At 74.0% G+C, this 18,588-nt stretch carries 17 protein-coding genes and 1 pseudogene; 8 read left to right on the top strand and 10 right to left on the bottom strand.

Annotated features, from left to right (window positions below; all coding sequences use genetic code 11):
- The first annotated feature begins 9 nt into the window (after positions 1–9).
- The 3 genes from EGX94_RS02660 (at position 10) to EGX94_RS02650 (ending at position 2,637) form a co-directional block, all read left to right on the top strand.
- Positions 10–1,032, top strand: coding sequence for a DNA-directed RNA polymerase subunit alpha (locus EGX94_RS02660; RefSeq protein ID WP_021797995.1), 1,023 nt, complete (start codon positions 10–12; stop codon positions 1,030–1,032).
- Positions 1,033–1,075: 43 nt separating this feature from the next.
- Positions 1,076–1,603, top strand: coding sequence for a 50S ribosomal protein L17 (rplQ, locus tag EGX94_RS02655; RefSeq protein ID WP_021797982.1), 528 nt, complete (start codon positions 1,076–1,078; stop codon positions 1,601–1,603).
- Between the two features lie 236 nt (positions 1,604–1,839).
- Positions 1,840–2,637, top strand: a complete 798-nt coding sequence (locus tag EGX94_RS02650; RefSeq protein WP_021798004.1) for a carbon-nitrogen hydrolase family protein — start codon at positions 1,840–1,842, stop codon at positions 2,635–2,637.
- Between the two features lie 46 nt (positions 2,638–2,683).
- Here EGX94_RS02650 and EGX94_RS02645 read toward each other — a convergent pair whose 3' ends face one another.
- On the bottom strand, positions 2,684–3,814 hold the full coding sequence (locus EGX94_RS02645; RefSeq protein WP_021797991.1) for a resuscitation-promoting factor: 1,131 nt from the start codon (positions 3,812–3,814) through the stop codon (positions 2,684–2,686).
- A 279-nt stretch (positions 3,815–4,093) separates the two neighbouring features.
- Positions 4,094–4,702, bottom strand: coding sequence for a superoxide dismutase (locus tag EGX94_RS02640; protein WP_021797989.1), 609 nt, complete (start codon positions 4,700–4,702; stop codon positions 4,094–4,096).
- Positions 4,703–5,059: 357 nt separating this feature from the next.
- On the opposite strand from EGX94_RS02640, the gene EGX94_RS02635 reads away from it, so the two are divergent.
- Positions 5,060–5,857, top strand: coding sequence for an ABC transporter ATP-binding protein (locus EGX94_RS02635; RefSeq protein ID WP_021797999.1), 798 nt, complete (start codon positions 5,060–5,062; stop codon positions 5,855–5,857).
- Positions 5,827–6,312 carry a hypothetical protein gene (locus EGX94_RS02630; protein ID WP_123825859.1) on the top strand — a complete coding sequence of 162 codons (486 nt, stop codon included), beginning with the start codon at positions 5,827–5,829 and terminating at the stop codon, positions 6,310–6,312. Before EGX94_RS02635 ends, EGX94_RS02630 begins: the two co-directional genes overlap by 31 nt.
- Positions 6,313–6,714: 402 nt before the next feature.
- On the opposite strand, the gene EGX94_RS02625 is transcribed toward EGX94_RS02630, so the two are convergent.
- Entirely contained in the window at positions 6,715–7,302 is a 588-nt protein-coding gene (locus EGX94_RS02625; RefSeq protein ID WP_043122215.1) for a hypothetical protein, read from the bottom strand.
- Between the two features lie 239 nt (positions 7,303–7,541).
- Between EGX94_RS02625 and EGX94_RS02620 the strand changes: the two genes are divergently transcribed.
- The 3 genes and pseudogenes from EGX94_RS02620 to EGX94_RS02610 all read left to right on the top strand — a co-directional run.
- Positions 7,542–8,762, top strand: a complete 1,221-nt coding sequence (locus tag EGX94_RS02620; protein ID WP_192962680.1) for a CbiQ family ECF transporter T component — start codon at positions 7,542–7,544, stop codon at positions 8,760–8,762.
- Positions 8,759–10,363, top strand: coding sequence for an ABC transporter ATP-binding protein (locus EGX94_RS02615; protein WP_021798227.1), 1,605 nt, complete (start codon positions 8,759–8,761; stop codon positions 10,361–10,363). Before EGX94_RS02620 ends, EGX94_RS02615 begins: the two co-directional genes overlap by 4 nt.
- Positions 10,360–11,136: pseudogene (locus tag EGX94_RS02610) on the top strand (ECF transporter S component); the annotation flags it as partial. The gene EGX94_RS02615 and the pseudogene EGX94_RS02610, both read left to right, overlap by 4 nt.
- Before the next feature lie 107 nt (positions 11,137–11,243).
- On the opposite strand, the gene EGX94_RS02605 reads toward EGX94_RS02610, so the two are convergent.
- From EGX94_RS02605 to EGX94_RS02575, 7 genes are all read right to left on the bottom strand, one after another.
- Positions 11,244–11,894: a TetR/AcrR family transcriptional regulator gene (locus EGX94_RS02605; RefSeq protein ID WP_081660502.1), complete on the bottom strand. Its 651-nt coding sequence runs from the start codon at positions 11,892–11,894 to the stop codon at positions 11,244–11,246.
- On the bottom strand, positions 11,891–12,772 hold the full coding sequence (locus EGX94_RS02600) for a CPBP family intramembrane glutamic endopeptidase (RefSeq protein WP_021798228.1): 882 nt from the start codon (positions 12,770–12,772) through the stop codon (positions 11,891–11,893). The genes EGX94_RS02605 and EGX94_RS02600 overlap by 4 nt, the downstream gene beginning before the upstream one ends.
- A gap of 381 nt (positions 12,773–13,153) precedes the next feature.
- Positions 13,154–13,735, bottom strand: coding sequence for a hypothetical protein (locus tag EGX94_RS02595; protein ID WP_051245317.1), 582 nt, complete (start codon positions 13,733–13,735; stop codon positions 13,154–13,156).
- A 304-nt stretch (positions 13,736–14,039) separates the two neighbouring features.
- On the bottom strand, positions 14,040–14,651 hold the full coding sequence (locus EGX94_RS02590) for a class I SAM-dependent methyltransferase (RefSeq protein WP_021798634.1): 612 nt from the start codon (positions 14,649–14,651) through the stop codon (positions 14,040–14,042).
- A 1-nt stretch (position 14,652) separates the two neighbouring features.
- The gene (gene truA / locus EGX94_RS02585; RefSeq protein WP_028706145.1) at positions 14,653–15,516 is read right to left on the bottom strand and encodes a tRNA pseudouridine(38-40) synthase TruA; all 864 of its coding nucleotides are present in this window, start codon (positions 15,514–15,516) and stop codon (positions 14,653–14,655) included.
- A complete protein-coding gene (gene trmB / locus EGX94_RS02580; protein ID WP_081707486.1) occupies positions 15,513–16,304 on the bottom strand; it encodes a tRNA (guanosine(46)-N7)-methyltransferase TrmB in 792 nt (263 codons plus the stop codon). The genes truA and trmB overlap by 4 nt, the downstream gene beginning before the upstream one ends.
- A 54-nt stretch (positions 16,305–16,358) precedes the next feature.
- A complete protein-coding gene (locus EGX94_RS02575; RefSeq protein ID WP_043123097.1) occupies positions 16,359–18,467 on the bottom strand; it encodes an elongation factor G-like protein EF-G2 in 2,109 nt (702 codons plus the stop codon).
- Positions 18,468–18,588: the final 121 nt, after the last annotated feature.

Genomic DNA, 18,588 nt, shown 5'->3' with positions numbered 1-18,588 from the left:
GGCAGAAGAATGCTCATCGCACAGCGTCCGACCCTGTCGGAGGAGGTCGTCAGCGACTTCCGCTCGCGTTTCGTCATCGAGCCCCTCGAGCCCGGTTTCGGCTACACGCTCGGCAATTCATTGCGCCGCACGCTGCTCAGCTCGATCCCCGGCGCCTCGATCACCTCGATCAAGATCGAGGGCAACCAGCACGAGTTCTCCACGCTGCCGGGCGTCGTCGAGGACGTCACCGAGATCATCCTCAACCTCAAGGGCCTCGTGCTCTCGAGCGAGGAGGACGAGCCGGTCGCCATGTACCTGCGCAAGTCGGGCGCCGGCGAGGTCACCGCCGCCGACATCGCGGTGCCGGCCGGCGTCGAGATCCACAACCCCGAGCTGCACATCGCCACCCTGTCCGAGGACGGCTCCATCGAGATGGAGCTCATCGTCGAGCGGGGCCGCGGCTACGTGTCGAGCACCCTCAACAACGACCCCGACGCCGAGATCGGGAGGATCCCCGTCGACTCGCTGTACTCGCCCGTGCTGAAGGTGAGCTACAAGGTCGAGGCCACGCGCGTCGAGACGCGCACCGACTTCGACCGCCTCGTCGTCGACGTGGAGACCAAGCCGAGCATCCGCCCGCGCGACGCCGTGGCGTCCGCCGGCAAGACCCTCGTCGAGCTCTTCGGTCTGTTCCGCGAGCTCAACGTCGAGGCCGAGGGCGTCGAGATGGGGCCGAGCCCGGTCGACGAGCAGCTGGCCGCCGACCTGGCCCTGCCGGTCGACGACCTGCACCTTTCGGTGCGCTCGTACAACTGCCTCAAGCGCGAGGGCATCCACACCGTGGGCGAGCTGGTCAGCCGCTCCGAGCAGGACCTGCTCGACATCCGCAACTTCGGTTCGAAGTCGATCGACGAGGTCAAGGACAAGCTGGCCGAGCTGGGCCTGTCCCTCAAGGACAGCGCCCCCGGCTTCGACCCGCTGGCCGCTGTGGACCGCTACGAGGACGAAGAAGACGACGGCGCCGACTACGCCGAGACGGAACAGTACTGATCCGTGCGCCTCGTGCGCGCCACATGATTTGGAGAGTTGAACAATGCCCAAGCCCACGAAGGGTCCCCGCCTCGGCGGCAGCGCGTCCCACCAGCGGATCATCCTGGCGAACCTCGCCAGCCAGCTGTTCGAGCACGGCCGCATCACCACCACGGTGACCCGTGCCCGCCGCGTGCAGCCGCTGGCCGAGACGCTCATCACCAAGGCCAAGCGCGGCGATCTGCACAGTCGTCGTCGTGTCGCCAGGACGATCCGCGACAAGGACGTGCTGCGCCACCTCTTCGACGACATCGCCCCGGTGCTCGAGGGCCACGAGGGCGGTTGCACCCGCATCACGCGGATCGGCAACCGCAGGGGGGACAACGCCCCGATGGCCGTCCTCGAGATCATCACCGATCCGGTCGAGTCCAAGGCCTCCGCGCCCGCCGCCGGGACGGTCGAGGACACGGTCGAGGACGTTGTCGGGGAGCCCGCCGCCGACGCCCCCGTCGACGACGAGGAGTCCTCGTCCGAGGACGCTCCGGCCGAGGACGATGCCTCCGCCGACGCGGACACCGCCGACGAGGCCTGAGACCGCCCCGAGAACGCGCAGGACCCCCGACGCCGGAAGGGGCGTCGGGGGTCCTGCGCGTCATGCGGGTGGCCCCGGGGTCGGGGGGTGCGTGTGCCGGCCGCTCGCTGGCCCCGTCGTGGTCGCCCGAGGTTCGTCGGGGTTCTGTGCAGGGGAGGCTCGGGCCCGGGGCGGGGTGACGCGGGGCGGTGACGGGCGGCTTGCCCGGAGGGCCGCTCCTGGGCGAGGGTGGGTCCATGCGGATCGCCCTCGCCCAGCTGCTGGCCACCACCGAGCCCCGGGAGAACCTGGCGCAGATCGCCGATCTCGCGGCCCGCGCCGCCGACCTGGGGGCCGAGCTGGTGGTCCTCCCGGAGGCGACGATGTGCTCCTTCCGGCGGAACCCGGCGGAGGCGGCCGAGCCCCTCGACGGGCCGTGGGCGAGCGCCGTGCGCGCCCTCGGCGCGCGGCTCGGCGTCGTCATCGCGGTGGGGATGTTCACCGACTCCCCGGACGGCCGGGTGCGCAACACGCTCCTGGTCACGGGGCCGGGCGGCGCCCGGTACGACAAGATCCACCTCTTCGACGCCCTCGGGCGGCGGGAGTCGGCTCGGGTCGCGCCGGGGGACCGCCTGGTCCTGGCGCGGGTCGGGGCCGAGCGCATCGGGCTGGCCGTCTGCTACGACGTCCGGTTCCCGGCCCAGTTCGTCGCCCTGGCCCGCCGCGGCGCCAGGGCGGTGCTCGTGTGCGCCTCGTGGGCGTCCGGGGCGGGCAAGGTGCACCAGTGGAGGACGCTCGTCACGGCGCGGGCGATGGACTGCGCGTCCTTCGTCATCGCCGTCGACCAGGCGGATCCCGGCGGGGGCGGCACGGCGCCCACCGGGGTGGGGCACTCGATGGTGGTGGACCCCTCCGGCGAGGTGCTCCTCGAGCTCGGGACGGGGCCCGGGCTGGCCGTCGTCGACGTGGATCTCGATCTCGCCGACGTCGTCCGGGCCCGGCTGCCCGTCCTCGAGGACGGATCCTCCGCCGGGACGCCGACCGACGCCCCCTGACGGAGGGGCTGGCGGGCCGGGGGCGGAGATGGGCGGCCGCCGGGGGTCAGGCGGCGGAGGCGCAGCCCCAGGGCGAGAGGCCGCGCTGGGCGTAGACCTTGTTGGCGATCGTGATCTGCTGCTCGCGGGTGGCCTGGTCGGCGCGGGGCGCGTACTGGCCGCCGCCGGCGCCGAGCCAGGTCTGGTTGTCGAACTGCAGGCCGCCGTAGTAGCCGTTGCCGGAGTTGATCGACCAGTTGCCGGTGGACTCGCAGGCGGCGATCCGGTCCCACATGGCGGCGTTCGACAGGTCGAGGCCATCGGTGGAGCCGGTGCTCCCGCCGGCTGACGAGGACTTCGCTGACGAGGACTTCTTCGTGCCGACGGCGACCTCCTCGGTCACGGGCTCGGAGGCGACCTTCTCGGACTTGGTGGTGCGGCTCTCCTCGACGCCATCGACCATGACGACCTCGTACTCGACGTCCTTGGAGCCGTCCTTGCCCTCCTTGGTCACCTTCTCGGTGCCGGAGTCGAGGCTGTCGTCCTCGGTCTTCTTCGTGTCGTGGGCGATCGTCTCGGTGGTCTTGACGTCCTGGACGGTGACGCGCTGCACCTGGACGCGCATGCCCTCGGTGAGGGGGGTGCTCACGTCGGCGCTCACGCGGTCCCTCTCGCCGAGCGTGATGCCGTTGGAGGCGAGCAGGTCGGCGACGGTCTCGTCGGTGGAGACCATGGTGCGGTCCTGGCCGTCCGCGACGAGCGTGACGTGCTTGGGAGTCACCGCGGTGACCGTGATGCCCTCGCGCTCGATGCGGGTGCTGCGGTCGATCGAGATACGGGCGTCATCGGCCACGCCGAGCGAGTCGAGGACGTCGTCGAGACTGGTGGAGGTGGTCCACAGCGAGTTCTCCGCGCCGTCGATGGTGACGTTGACCGGACGGCCGTAGTTCACCGAGACCTGTTGGCCGTCGGTGATCCTCGTGTCGAGCGAGGTGTTGAGGGCATCGTGCTCGCCGAGCGCGATGCCGTGGGCGTTGAGCAGGTCGGCGACCGTGCCGCCCAGCTGGTGGGCGTGGGTGGTCTGGCCGTCGACCGTCAGCTCGACGTCGTTGTCGGCCAGAGCGATGCTGAACCCACTGGTGAACAGCGTCGCCGCACCGACGCAGGTGGCGACCGGGGCGGTCCATGTCTTCTTCACGCGTTCGGACTCCTGATGAGCTGGGTGAGTGTCCTGTGCCACGCTCCGGCACGGAGGAAGAGCGCGTCGCGTGAGCGCCCCCAGTCTAAGACAGAGCTGAGAAATGTGAAAGAAGGCGTACGGGGCCGTTCCGCGCCGGTCCGGGGCCGCGCGCCGCCGTCCCGGAGCGAATGCGCTGGTCGGGACGAAGGAAGGGGCTCCCCGCATCCGCGGGGAGCCCCTTCGTCCGGGCGAGCGGTTGCCTCGAGTTTCCTGAGGTGACCGCCGCGCCGGCGCGGCTCAGGCGTTCTTCGCGGCGAGGAAGCGCTCGGAGACATCGGCCCAGTTGACGACGTTCCACCAGTTCTTGACGTAGTCGCCCTTGACGTTCTTGTACTGCAGGTAGAAGGCGTGCTCCCACATGTCGAGCTGGAGGATCGGGGTGGCGCCGGCCGGCAGGTTGTTCTGGTGGTCGTAGAACTGCAGGGTCTGGATGCGCCTGCCCAGCGGGTCCCACACGAGCGAGGCCCAGCCGGAGCCCTGGATACCGGTGGCCGCGGCCGAGAACTGGGCCCTCATCGTCTCGAAGGAGCCGAAGAACTCGTCGATGGCCTCGGCCAGCTCACCGGTGGGGGCCTCGGGGCCGGAGCCCTTGGGGGCCATGTTCCGCCAGAAGACGGAGTGGTTGACGTGGCCGCCGAGGTTGAAGGCCAGGTCCTTCTCGAGCTTGTTGATGGTGCCGAAGTCGCCCGCTCCGCGCGCCTCGGCCAGCTTGTCGAGGGCCGTGTTGGCGCCGTCGACGTAGGCCCTGTGGTGCTTGTCGTGGTGGAGCTCCATGATCTCGCCCGAGATGTAGGGCTCGAGAGCGGAGTAGTCGTAGGGCAGATCCGGAAGCGTGTAAACGGCCATGTCTCCTCGTTCCGCCCCCCGGTGCGCGGAGGGCTGGTTGTCGGTCCTCGGTGGTTGTCGATCAGGGGAACGCCCGGACGGCCCGGGGTATTCCAGCCCGGGGGCCCGAGCGCTCACGGTGAACGCCCCCGCAGCGGTTCCTCCGCCGTGCGGGGGACGCGCGACCGGGGACTGCGGGGGCGGTCGGAAATGACCGGGATCCCCCGCCGTGCGGAGGTCCGCGGTGTTCACACGACCATGGCGGCCTCTCCGTCGTGCGGAGGATGCGTTCTCGCCCCCCACAAGGCGAGAACGGTTCCATGAGCAGCACGACGATGCCACCGACCGGCACCGGGCGCCCCGCATGGGCGCCCCCGGATGGATGCCCGCCCCGCCCCCGACGGACCCCGGGCGGCGCTGCCGGTCCGGGATCTCGTGAAGTTCTTCGGAGTCCGCTGCGCGGTGGCGGGCATCGACTTGGACGTCCCGGCGGGCTCCCTGTTCGGGCTCGTCGGCCCCAACGGCGCGGGCAAGACGACGGCCCTGTCGCTGGCGACCGGCCTGCTGTGCCCCGACCAGGGGCGCGTGGCCGTCGCCGGGCACGACGTCTGGTCCGACCCGTCCGCCGCCAAGGCCCTCATGGGCGTCCTGCCCGACGGCCTGCGGACCCTCGACCGCCTCAGCGGGCGCGAATTGCGTGAGTTCGTCGCCCGCATGCACCGGCTCGACATCGCCACCGCCCGCGGGCGCTCCGAGGAGCTGCTCGTGACCCTGGGCCTGGCCGGCGACGCCGACACGATGGTCCGCGACCACTCCGCCGGCATGACGAAGAAGATCGGCCTGGCCGCCGCGCTCGTCCACAACCCGCGCCTGCTCGTGCTCGACGAGCCCTTCGAGTCGGTCGACCCGGTCTCGGGCGAGACGATCCGGGAGATCCTCCACCGGCGCACCGCCGGCGGCGGGACCGTCATCATGCCGAGCCACGTCATGGGGCTCGTCGAGACGCTGTGCGACCGCGTGGCCGTCACGGCCGGCGGGCGCCTCCTCGCGGTCGGCGCCACCGCGGACGTGCGCGCCGGCATGCCGCTGCAGCAGCGCTTCCTCCAGCTCGTCGGCGCCCGCCGGATGGACGGGGGTGGGCTCTCGTGGTTGGATACCTCGTCCGGCTCCGACTGAGGCTGGCCTGGCGCAGCCTCACGGCCTCGACGGGGCGCATCGTCGCCTCGGCCGTCGTCCTCCTCCACGCTCTGGGCCTGCTCGTCGTCCTCGGGGCCGACGGGGCCGCCCCGCGCGCGGGCCGCTCCCGACGCTCGCCATGGCGGCCGTCACCCTCGTCTGGCCGCTCCTGGCCCTGCTCGGGGCCGGCGCGGACCCGCTCGACCCGACCCGCTTCGCCCTCACGCCCTGCCGCGGCCGCGAGCTGGTCCCCGGCCTGCTCGCCGCGGGCCTGCTCGGTCCCGGAGCGATCGCCGTCGGCGTCCTCGGCGTCTTCGGCGTCCTCGTGGTCGTCGCCTGGCGCTCCGAGCCCCTGCCCCCTGCTCGTGGGCGTCCTCCAGCTGGTGCTGGGGGTCGTTCTCTGCATCCTGGCGGTGCGCACCACCGTGACCGGGCTCGGCGCCGTGCTGGGATGACGACGGGTGCGCGAGACGCTGGGCGTCCTCCTGCTGCTGGGCATCCTCGGGGTCTGCGCGCTCCTCCAGGTCCTCCCGGACGAGTTGGCGCGGCATCTGTCGAGTCCGGGGCCGCCGGCCGGGGTGATGGCGGCTGCGCAGGCGGCGCGGTGGACGCCGTTCGGCTGGTACTTGGTCGCTGTCCTGGGACGCGCAGCAGGGCGCATGGGCGTCCCTGGCGGTCCACATCGTGGCCTCGCTCGCCCTCGTCGCCGTGCCGGCCCGGTACTGGGAGCGCCTCATCGAGCGCGCCCTGGTGAGTCCGGGCACGCGTTCCGTCGAGGCCGTCCGGATCAGGGGCTCGCGACTCGACGCGCTGCTGCCCGGAGGGGCGGTGGGCGCGCTCATGGGCGGGGAGCTGCGCTACCGGCGCCGCGACTCGCGGCGGGTCATGCAGCTGCTCGGACTCGTCGCGGTGCCGTTCATCATGCTCGTCCCGGCTCTGACCAGGGGCCGGACGGAGCTGCTCCTCATCGCGCCGTTCCTGTGCGCCGTCATGACCGCGACCGTCTCGGCCTGGGGCCTGAGCGACGACGGCTCGGCGCTGTGGATCCTGGCCCTGACGCAGGTGCCCGCCGCCCGCGAGCGGGCGGCGAGCGTCGTGGTCGTCGCCCTCCTCACCGGCCCGCTCCTGGCCGTGAACCTCGTCGTGACGCTCGGCCTGTCGCCCGGCCTCGACGTGCCGGGACTGCTCGGCATGACCGTCGGCCCGTGGCTCGTCGCGCTGGGCACCGGCACCTGGGTGGACTCGATGTGGCAGCAGTCCCTGCCGCCGCCCACGGCGGGCCTGGGCCTCCGCAGCACCGGCGACAGCGTCGAGGGCCTCGTCGGGTCGTTGCTGTCGATGGTCATGCCGGTCATCGGCGCCCTTCCCCCGATCGTCCTGTTCGCCCTCGCGTCCATGGGCGCCCGGGGGCTGGGCTGGGCGGGCCTGGCCGTCGGGCTGCTCATCGGCGCGCTCGCCTGCCGGGGCGGCGTCCGGCTGGCTGGCCGGCGTCCGGAAGCCGACCGGCGGCGTCCGTTGGCGCGCCCGCTGCGCGGTCGGGCGGGCCCGCCGAGGACGTATGAGGAGCTCATCGGCGGCGCTCCCGCTGCGCGGGTGGGCCGGGCCGCTGCGCGGGGCCATCGGGCGTTGTACCCTCGGTCGTGCCCGCCGGGACGGCGTCGGCCGGGCGCGGACGGGGGGACCAGTGTCGAGCAGGACGTGGGCCGGAGGCGGCCCGGGGCCGGGCGGCGCCCGACTCGCCGGCCGTACCGTGCACCCCTGGGCCTGGTGGTCCTGGGCGATCTGCGCGGCCGTGACCGTCAGCCTCACCACCAACCCCTGGCTCATCGGGCTCGTGTGCGCCGCCGTCCTCGTCACCGTGCTGCGCCGGCGCACCGACGAGCCGTGGGCCCGCTCGCTGGGCGTCCACCTGTCGCTGGCTGGCTTCGTGCTCGTCATGCGCATCCTCGTCGCGGTCGTGCTCGGCTCGGCACGCTCCGGCACCCTCCTGTGGCGCCTGCCCCAGTTGTCGCTGCCGGCCTGGGCCGCCGGCGTGCGCGTCGGCGGGAAGGTCTACCTGGAGCCGCTGCTCATGTCCTGCTTCGACGCGATGCGCCTGGCCGCCATGCTGCTGTGCGTCGGCGCCGCCAACACCCTGGCCAACCCGCGGCGGGCGCTGCGCTCCGTCCCGGCGGCCCTCCACGAGATCTCGGTGTCCGTCGTCATCGCGCTCACCGTCGCCCCCCAGATGGTCGAGTCCCTCGCCCGCGTGCGCCGCGCCCGCCGGCTGCGCGGCGACGCCGGTCGGGGCGCCGGCGCCCTGCTGCCGATCGTCGTCCCCGTCCTCGAGGACTCCGTCGAGCGGGCCATGGGCCTGGCCCGGAGCATGGAGTCGCGCGGCTTCGGCCGGACGCGGGCCGTCGGCAGTTCGCCGCTGGGCGCCCTTCTCGGGCTGGTGGGACTGGTCGGCCTGGGCCTGGGGGCCTTCCTCATGCTCGGCGGCGGCCACTCCCGGGTGCTGTGGGGCGGCCTGCTCGCGGCGGGTCTGCTCGCCTCGTGGGCGGCCCTGCACCTGGCCGGGCGGGGGCTGTGCGTCACCCGCTACCGGCCCGACCCCTGGTCGGGGCCGGAGTGGACGGTGCTCCTGTGCGGTCTGCTCGCCGTGGCGGCGACGGTGCTCGTCGGCTCCCTCGCGCCCCGGACGCTCACTGTCGTCCTGCCGCCGCTGGCGCCGCCCGACCTCCACCCGCTCCTCGTGCTGGCCGGGCTCTCGCTGGGCGCCCCGGCGCTCCTCACGCCCGCGCCGCCGCGGGTCCGTGACTGGCTCGCCCGGGCCGACGAGCGCGCCGGCGCCGGGCGCGACGACGCGGGGGAGCGGCCCGACTGCGGGCCGGAACGGCTCCGTCCACGAGGTGACGAGCGGTGATCGACGTCGAGCGGCTGTCGGTGAGCTACCCGGGCCCGGCCGCGCCCGTCCTGTCCGAGGTGAGCCTGCACATCGACGAGGGCGACCTGGTCCTCGTGACGGGCCGCACGGGCACCGGCAAGTCGACGCTGCTCGGCGCGATCAACGGGCTCGTCCCGCGCTTCAGCGGCGGGCGCATGCGCGGCACGGTGAGGGTCGCCGGGCGCTCGGTCGCCGAGCACGCGGCCCGCGACATGGCCGACCTGGTCGGCTTCGTGGGCCAGGACCCGCTCGCCGGCTTCACCACCGACGTCGTCGAGGAGGAGATCGCCTACGGCATGGAGCAGCTCGGCATCGCCCCCGACGTCATGCGCAAGCGCGTCGAGGAGACCCTCGACACGATGGACATCGCCGATCTGCGCCGCCGCAGCCTGCGCAGCCTCTCGGGCGGTCAGCAGCAGCGCGTCGCCATCGCCGCCGTGCTCGCCGCGCAGCCCCAGGTGCTCGTCCTGGACGAGCCCACCTCGGCGCTCGACCCGACCGCCGCGAGCGATGTGCTCGCCGCCATCGGCGCCCTCGTGTGGGACGCCGGACTCACCGTCGTCCTCGCCGAGCACCGGCTCGAGCGGGTCATGAAGCAGGTCGACCGGGTGCTGTGGCTGCCGGGCGGGGGCCGGGCCGAGCTGGGGCCGGCCCCCGAGGTGCTCGCCCGCGCGGACGTCGTCCCCCCGCTCGCCGAGCTCGCCCGCGCCGTCGGCTGGGCCGAGGTTCCCCTGTCGGTGCGCGAGGCCCGCCGACGGGTGCAGCGCGACCGGCTGGAGCCGCGCCTCGTCGGGCGCCCGGCCGTTCCCGTGGGCCCGACGACCGTGCGGGCCCGGGGACTCGGCGTCTCGTACGGGCCCGTCGTCGCGCTCGACCGGGTGAGCCTGGAACTCGATGCCGGACGCGTCACCGCCCTCATGGGCCGCAACGGCGCCGGCAAGTCGACCCTGCTGTGGGCCCTCCAGGGGGCGCTCCGCAGCACCGGCGAGCTCGAGGTTGCGGGCGCCGATCCGCGCCGGCTCGGCGCCCGGGCGGCCCGCCGGATCATCACGCTCGTGCCCCAGACCGCGGCCGACCTGCTCTACCTGCCGAGCGTCGCCGCCGAGTGCGCCCGCGCCGACCGGGACGCCGACGCGGCCGACGGCACGACGAGGACGCTCCTCGAGCGCCTCGGCCTGGACCCGCCGCCGGGGGCCGACCCGCGTGACCTGTCGGAGGGCCAGCGCCTGGGCCTCGTCCTGGCGATCCAGCTGGCCGCCGGACCCGCCGTCCTGCTCCTCGACGAGCCCACCCGGGGTCTCGACTACGAGGTCAAGCACCGGCTGTGCGCCGTGCTGCGCGGGCTCGCCGCCGACGGCACGACCGTGCTCGTGAGCACCCACGACGTCGAGTTCGCCGCCGCCGTGAGCGACCGGACGATCATGATGGCCGACGCCCAGATCGTCGCCGACGGGCCCACCCGCGAGGTCTGCACGGCCTCGCCCGGCTTCGCCCCGCAGCTCGCCCGCGTCCTCGCGCCCCGCCCGGTCCTCACCCTGGACGACGTCGACTGGTCCGGCGCGAAGGCGGCCCGGCCATGAGGGGCTCCGGCGGGGGAGCCGCCACCCCCGCGTGGCGCTCGCGCGTCGCGCTCGCAGCGGCCGGCGTCCTCGGGCTGGCCGCCTTCTGCTGGCCCCTCGTCGTGCCGGCGGCCGGTACCGGCGCCTTCACGGAGCGGGCGCCCTTCGTCCTCGCCCTCGTGCTGCCCGTGGTGCTGGCCCTCGTGCTCGTCGAACTGGCGAGCGGCGCCATCGACGTGAAGGCCCTGGCCATGCTGGGGGTGCTCACCGCGATCGACGCGGTGCTGCGACCCCTCAGCGCCGGCACCACCGGCATCGACCTCATCTTCTTCCTCGTCATCCTCGGGGCGCGCGTCTTCGGGGCCGGCTTCGGCTTCATCATGGGCGTCCTCGTCATGCTCACCTCGGCCCTGCTCACCGGCGGCGTCGGCCCGTGGCTGCCGTACCAGGCGCTGTGCTGCGCCTACGTCGGGCTCGTCGCCGGCGTCCTGCCCGCCAGGGTGCGCGGCGCCGGAGAGATCGCCATGCTGTGCGGCTGGGGCGTTGTGAGCGCGGTGCTCTACGGGGCCCTCATGGACTTCGCCTTCTGGCCCTACAACGTGGGCGCCGGCACCGGGCTGAGCTGGGACGCGGACGCCGGGCTGGCGCACAATCTGCACACCTTCGTCCTGTTCGAGCTGGCCACCGGCATGGGCTGGAACGTCGGCCGGGCCGTCACCAACACGGTGGCGATCATCGTCGTCGGCCCCGGCGTGCTGAGGGTGCTGCGCCGGGCCGACCGGCGGGCCCTCTTCGAGACGGTCGACGCGGAGCCGGACGGCCCGGCCGCCGGCGCTCCTCGCGGCTCCTCGTCCGGGGCCCGCGCCTCCTGCGCCGGTTCTCACCGCTGGTGCCGGGGCCGTCACCGGCGCTCTGGCGGGACGGGGCCGCCGCCCCAGCCGCCGAGCATGGCGTCGAGCCCGCGGGCGAATTCCTCGTCGGGCGACCAGCCGTAGCCCGTGGCCAGTGCCCGCGTCAGGTGCGGATGGCTCGTTCCGTCCGTGCCCTCGAGCGCCGTGTCGACGGACACGCCGGGGCCGCCGACGGGCCGGCGGAGCTCGCCCTGGACCTTGCCGACGACGTAGCCGGTGACGCAGTCGAGCAGCCGCAGCGCCTCGGCGGGCGCGAGGCCGTCGCGATCGAGCCAGCCCAGTACCCGGTCGATGGTGGTCAGCATGTGCGGCGTGACAGCCGGACGGGTGCCGACGAGCGCGATGAGCCGGGGGTGCTCCAGGAGGACGCCGCGCAGGCGGTGCGCCAGGCCCGCGAGGCTCTCCCGCCACTCGGTGCCCGGGGCGGGCTCGCCGAGCTCGATGCTGCTCCACAGCTCGTCGACGACGGCGTCGAGGAGCGCGGCCCTGTTCGGCAGGTGATGGTAGAGCGTCATCGGGTCCACACCCATCGCGGATGCCAGGCGCCGCATGCTGAACGAGTCGATGCCGTCGGCGTCGATGAGGGCGATGGCGGCGCGCACGATCTCCTGCCGGTTGGTCCTGGGCGGACGAGGGCTCATTGCGTCTCCGGTCGGGTGAGGAACAGGGCTCGATCGTGCCAGAGTACCCAGATGCAGACGGGGACGAGGATGAGGGTCTGGATGACCTTGGTGCCGGGACTCGTGCGGAAGAGCTCGTTGCCCACGTTGGCGCACAGGTGGAAGAGCACGGCGATCCAGATGCTCCGGCCGCAGCGGTAGTAGAGCCAGTTCATCAGGATCGTGAACAGGAGGAGCGACAGCAGGAAGTTGGCGCCGGCGAGCGGGCCCGTGTCGGTGACCTCGGCCTGGTAGGAGCCCCTGATGCCCGCGAGCGGGGCGTGCCACAGGGCCCAGAAGACCGTGAACGCCCACGTGGTGCGCCACAGGCTCCACCGGGCGGTGAGGGCGTCGGTGCCGTAGCCGTGCCAGGCCAGCTCCTCGAGGAGGGGGGCGAGAGTGATGGTGACCCAGCCGGGGATCGTGCCGATCATGACGGCGGAGTGCCGGTTGAGCTCGAACTGCTCCGTCGATCCGCCGCAGGCGACGGAGACGGCGGTGGCCGCCAGCAGGGCGATCGGCATGAGGGCGATCGCGACGGCGGCCCATGCGAGGGCGGTGCCCCTCGGTGCGGTCATGCGGCCGATGACGTCGCGGCGCAGCCGGGGATCGCGGCGGATCAGTGCGGCGGCTGTCAGCATCGGGGACGCGAGCCCGGCGAGCCCCAGTCCGCTCGTGACCCAGCGGGCCGCGGTGCCCTGCCCGGCCCGTGAGACGAGGCTCGCCGCGGTCCACAGCGCCCAGGGGATGGCGATGGCGAGGCCGTAGAACAGTCCGACACGGCTGTAGAGGCGGACGGCGGGGCGATCGATTCCTCGACTGGGGCCGGCGGTGGTGCGGACGGAACGTGGAAGGGACATGGACGAAACATTACTCTACAACGTAGAGAAATCAATGCGGGGGACTCCGCCAAGGGTTCCCGGGCGCCGCCGGGTGCAGGATTCGGGTCCGGGATCGCGGGTGAGGCCACCGGCCGGCGGGAGGGGACGTGCGTCGGCCGCGACGGCCCCTGCCGGTTCCGCGCGGAAGTCGTTTGCCGCGCGCGGCTGCGCGGGCACGTCCATCCGCCCGTCCGAGAGGGCCTCGGCGTCGGGGAGGACCCGGTCCGCCTCCACCCGCGCGTCGAGCACTTCGACGCCGCGCACGCGGCAGCGGGCGAGGGGCGCGGGCCGATGGGCCCGAACGCCGCGGGGCCCGCCGCGGGCCGAAGCTCGCGGTGGGCCCCGGGGACGGGCGGCCGGTCAGGCGGCCGTGGACTCCGCGGCCGACGGGCTCTCGCTCGCGTCGCCGGTCGCCGGCTCGGCGCTGCTGACCTGCGGGGCGGCGTCGCCCTCGATGCCCTCGGGCGTGCAGGTGGAGCCGTAGCACCAGCCCTCGATCCAGCCGGCCTCGGGCTTGAAGGTGTCGGCGCCCTCCTGGGAATAGATCCAAGTGCCCGACGGCTCGGCGTGGTAGTAGTTCCAGTACTTGTCATAGGTGGTCGGGCACTCGGACGGGTAGTCGCCGATCTGGCAGATGAACTGGCCGCTGCTGTCGCGGCCGATCGCCAGGCCGGCGGACTCGAGGGCGGCGGTGCCGTTCTCGGGGGTGCCGACGCACTGGTTCGCCATGACCCGGCCCTCGTCGTCCGAGACGACCAGCCACACCTGGCCCGCGCCGGTGCAGTCCTCGACGGTCGAGTAGGCGCTCGCCGACGCCGAGCCGGAGGACGGGGAGGACGAGGAGGAGGACGAGCCGGAGCACCCGGCGAGCGAGGCCGCCGCGACGAGGCTCATCGAGACTGCCGCCGCCCTCCTGCCGAGGGACTTCTTGCTGATGGACATGTGCGGTCCTTTCCGCGGGGGCCGGGCACGGCGGGCGCCGCTCCCGCGAGCTGATGAGAAGACGGATCAACGAGGCCGCCGGCCCCTCCGCACGGGCGGACCCCGCCCACACGCGACGACCGGACAACGACGTCCTGCCCCGATTCTACGACCGGACCCAGCGGTCGACGGGGGCCTGTTCGCAGGAGGATTGCCGCGCCGGGCCGCGTCCCCGCGGCCGAACCGGCCAGGAACCGACCCGGGCGCCGGAGCCGCGGCCGGGCCCCGACCCTGTGCCTGCGGTGACGGCCGGGGCCCGTCGGGCTCAGAGCCCGCCGTCCCCGCCGCCGGTCACGTCGAGGACGCGGTAGCCCCTGGACGAGCCGACGCGCCGGACCCGCCAGCCCTGACGGACGAGCCAGGCGGCGAGCGAGTCGGCGCCGAGGTTCCTCGCCACGACCAGGTGTGCGACGCCGCCCGGGCGCAGCCGCCCCAGCCAGGTGCCCAGCAGCTCGTGCAGGGCCGCCTTGCCGATGCGGACGGGGGGATTCGACCAGATCTCGTCGTAGCGCACCGCGGGGCCGATGTCGGAGGGGCGGACGGCCCTCACACGGTCGGCAACGCCGAGGGCCCGCGCGTTGGCGGCGGTCAGCTCGACGGCGCGCTCGTTGACGTCGACGGCGTCGACGAGGGCGCTCGGGCACTCCAGGGCCAGTCCCAGTGCGATGGGGCCGATGCCGCAGCCCAGGTCGAGGAGGCGGGCCCCGCGGTCGGCCGGCGGGTCGAGCTCGCGCAGCAGTACCGCGGTGCCCGGGTCCAGGCGGTGCGCGCTGAAGACGCCGTCGGCGCTCATGAGGGTCAGCTCGCGGCCCCAGATGCGGGCGCGCACGGTGCGCGGCCGGGCCGGGCCGGCGGGCGTGACGAAGTAGTGGCCCATCTCATCCCTCCGTGGTGCAGCAGTCGTCGGGCGGCAGGGTCCGGACGGCGCGCGCCCGGTCGGCGCGCTCGGCGAGCGCGCCCTCGTCGGGGTAGCCGACCTCCTCCAGGCACAGGCCGCCGGGCGGCATGACGGTCACCCCGCCGTGGCGCCGCGTGCTGGCGGCCACCTCGTCGATCCACTCCGGCGGCCGGCGGCCGGTGCCGACGGCGACGAGGGCCCCGGTCAGGGAGCGCACCATCGAGTGGCAGAAGGCGTCGGCGCGCACCGTGAGCTCCACCGTGCCGCACGGGTCGTCGGCGCGGACGGCGGTGCACTCGAGCAGGGTGCGGATCGTCGTGGCGCCCTCGCGGCGGCGGCAGAAGGCCGCGAAGTCTCGCAGCCCCAGCAGGCGCGCGCCCGCCCCTGTCATCGCCGCCGTGTCGAGGACCCCGCCGACGGCGGTGACGTGGCCACGCATCAGGGGGTCGGGGCGCGAGCGCTCGTCCCACAGGCGGTAGACGTAGCGGCGCCACAGCGCCGCGAAGCGGGCGTCGAAGCCGGCCGGTGCCCCGACGATCCGGTGGACGACGAGGTCCGGCGGCAGGACCCTGCGCAGGCGGTGCGCGAGCGCCTCAGGCGCGACGCCCGCGGGCAGGTCCACGTGGGCGACCTGCCCGCGGGCGTGGACGCCGGCGTCGGTGCGCCCGGCGACCGTCAGCTCGGCGTCGGCGCCCAGTCGGGCGAGGCGTCCGATCCAGCGGGCCAGTTCGCCCTCGACGGTGCGCAGGCCCGGCTGGGCGGCCCAGCCGTGGAAGCCGGTCCCGTCGTAGCCGATGTCCAGACGCAGGCGGCGCGTCCCCGCCCGTGCGGTCCCCGGGCTCATCGGGGCGCCCTGGCCCACACGAGGTCGCGGATGGCGCGCCCGGCCGCCAGGCCGCGCCGCTCGAAGCGGGTGGGCGGCCGGTCGCCGCGCGGGGCCCAGCCGCCGGGCCGGTCGGCGCAGCTGTTGACGAACAGCCCGTTGGAGCCCAGCACCTCGGTCATCTGGTCGGCGTAGTCCTCCCAGTCGGTGGCCAGACGCCACAGGCCGCCGTCGACGAGGCGGTCGGCGACGAGCCGGGCGAGCTCCGGGCCGACGAGGCGCCGCTTGCGGTGGCGCTTCTTCGGCCACGGATCGGGGAAGAAGGTCCACAGCTCGGTCAGCCCCGCGGGGGCGACGAGCTCGCGCAGGCCCTCCACCCCGTCGGCCGCCACGAGGCGCACGGTGTCCACGCCGGCGCGCTCGAGCCTGCCCATCGTCGAGGCGACGGCCGGCGCGTAGACCTCGAAGGCCAGTACGTTCAGCTCCGGGCGGGCGGCGGCCATGGCGACGAGCGACTCGCCGACCCCCGAGCCGATCTCGACGACCAGTGGCGCCTCGCGGCCGAAGCGCTCGGCCAGGTCGACCCGGGTGCCCGGGGCGATCGAGGTCGACATGGACGAGTGCGGCACGTCGATGAGGTAGTGGGGCGCCAGCTCGTCCATCGCCCGGTGCTGGGAGGCGTTCATGCGGGGGCTGCGGCGCACGAACGAGACGACGCCACGGCCCGGGCGTCCCACGGCGGCGCCGTTCCCCGGCGCGCCACGGGACGCGGGCCCGGCCGGGCGGGACGGGGCGAGATGCTCTGGCACGGTCAACCAGCCTACTGGTCCGGGCGTCCCGCCGGGAGGCGTCCGCGTCGGCGCTCAGTGCTCCCCGAGGTGGGCGGCCGCCTTGGTGGCGGGCATGAGCTCGAAGCCGGAGCGGGCGCGGGTGAAGCTGGCCGCGCCGCGGGCGATGCCGCGCAGGTCGATGGCGTACTCGAGCAGCTCGAGCACCGGGACGCGGGCGGTGACCGTGGTGAAGCCGTCGTCGCCGGGCTCGGTGCCGCTGACTTGGCCGCGCCGGTTGCTCAGATCGGTCATGACGGCGCCCAGGTACTCGTTCGGGCAGTGCACCGCGATCTCGTCGATCGGCTCCAGCAGGGCGACCGTCGCGGGGTTCGCCGCCTCGCGCAGCGCCAGGGCGCCCGCCGATTGGAAGGCCATGTCGGACGAGTCGACCGAGTGGGCCTTGCCGTCATGGAGCGTGACCCTGACGTCGACCATCGGGTGCCCGCTGATCGTGCCCTTGGCGAGCTGGGCGGCGATGCCCTTCTCGACCGAGCCGATGAACTGGCGGGGGACGGCGCCGCCGACGACCTCGTCGACGAAGGTGAAGCCGCTGCCCCGCTCGCCGGGCTCGACGCGGATGTCGCAGATCGCGTACTGGCCGTGGCCGCCCGACTGCTTGACGTGACGGCCGTGGCCCTCGGCCGGCGCGACGAAGGTCTCGCGCAGCCCCACGCGCACCGGCGGGGTCGTCACCTGCACGCCGTAGCGTCCGCGCAGCCTCGCCAGGACGAGGTCGCGATGGGCCTGGCCCATCGTCCACAGGAGCATCTGGTCGGTGTCGGGATCCCGTCCGACGCGCACCGTCGGGTCCTCGACGAGCAGCCGGCCCAGGGCCGTGGCGAGCTTGTCCTCGTCGCCCCGCCCGGCCGCCTCGATGGCGGTCGGCAGCAGCGGCTCGGGCAGCTCCCACGGCTCGATGACCGCCGGGTGCCCCGGATCCGAGAGGGTGTCGGAGGTGTCGGTCCGCGACAGCTTGGCGACGTAGACGATCTGGCCCGCGATGGCCCTGTCGACCGGGGCGGTGCCGGTGCCGGCCGGGACGGTCAGCAGGCCGATCCGCTCGGTGTCGTCGTGGTCCTCGCGCCCGTGCCGGACACCGGTGATGCCCTCGCGGTGGCCGGCCACGTGGACGGCGGCCTCGGGGGTGAGCACGCCGGAGTAGACGCGCACCATCGACAGGTGCCCGGCGTAGGGGTCGGCGATCGTGCGGATCGACTCGGCGAGCAGCGGGCCCTCGACCGAGCCGAGCTGCGGGTCGATGGGCTCGTCGTCGGCGTCGACGACGAGCGGCAGCGTGCGGCGGTTCGGGTGCGGGAAGCCCCGGTGGACCAGGCCGAGGATCTCCTCGGTGCCGATGCCGTCCAGCCGTACGGGGATGACCGGGAAGAAGTTGCCGTGGTACATGGCCGACAGGAGGGCCTCGACGACCTGGTCGTTGTTCAGCTCGTCGCCGTTGAAGTAGCGCTCGAGCAGGGCGTCGTCCTCGGACTCGGTGATGATCGACTCGACGTAGTCGGTGCGGAAGGCCTCGATGAGGGAGCGCTGGGCCTCGTCCGCGTCGGTCGTGACGCGCCGGCCGCTGGAGTAGTCGTGCACGTGCCCGGTCAGCAGGCTCATGTTGCCGATGACCTGGCCGTCCTCGTCCTCGAGGGGCAGATAGGCGGGGTGCGTGCCCGAGCCGAAGGCCGTCGTGATGGCGTCGAGGGTGGCCTCGAAGTCGGCCTTGTCGGTGTCGAGCTTCGTGATGACGATCGCCCTCGGCATGCCGGTCGCGGCGCACTCGGCCCACAGCGAGGTGGTGATCGGGTCGAGGCCGTCGGCGGCGCTGATGACGAAGACGGCCCCGTCCGCCGCCCGCAGGCCGGCCCTCAGCTCGCCGGCGAAGTCGGGGTGGCCGGGCGCGTCGAGCAGGTTGACGACGACGTCGTCGCCGGCCGTGTCGTTGTGGTCGACGACGCTGGCCAGCGCGAGCGTGCTCGTGCGTTCGGCGTCCTCCTTGTCGGGGCGGTGGTCGGGGATGCGGGCCCGCAGGAGGTTCTGGAACAGCGTGGTCTTGCCGCTGCCGGCGGAGCCGACGAGGACGACGTTGCGGAGATCCTCCGGACCCTGGATCCGTGGTGCGGTGTTCGTCTTTGAACTCATGTGCACACATTGCCCCGAGCTCGCCGCTCTGGCAAGGCCCGTCGGCCCGGAGGGGCCCGGACGGGCGGGAAAAGGGGAGGCCCCGGCGTGTCGCCGGGGCCTCGGGGGCCGGATCGTCCGG

Origin of the sequence: Propionibacterium acidifaciens, from assembly GCF_003798325.1 — a bacterium.
GTDB classification, from domain to species: Bacteria; Actinomycetota; Actinomycetes; order Propionibacteriales; family Propionibacteriaceae; genus Propionibacterium; species Propionibacterium acidifaciens.
Note: the sequence above shows the minus strand (reverse complement) of the source record. Positions and strands in the feature narration are given on the sequence as shown.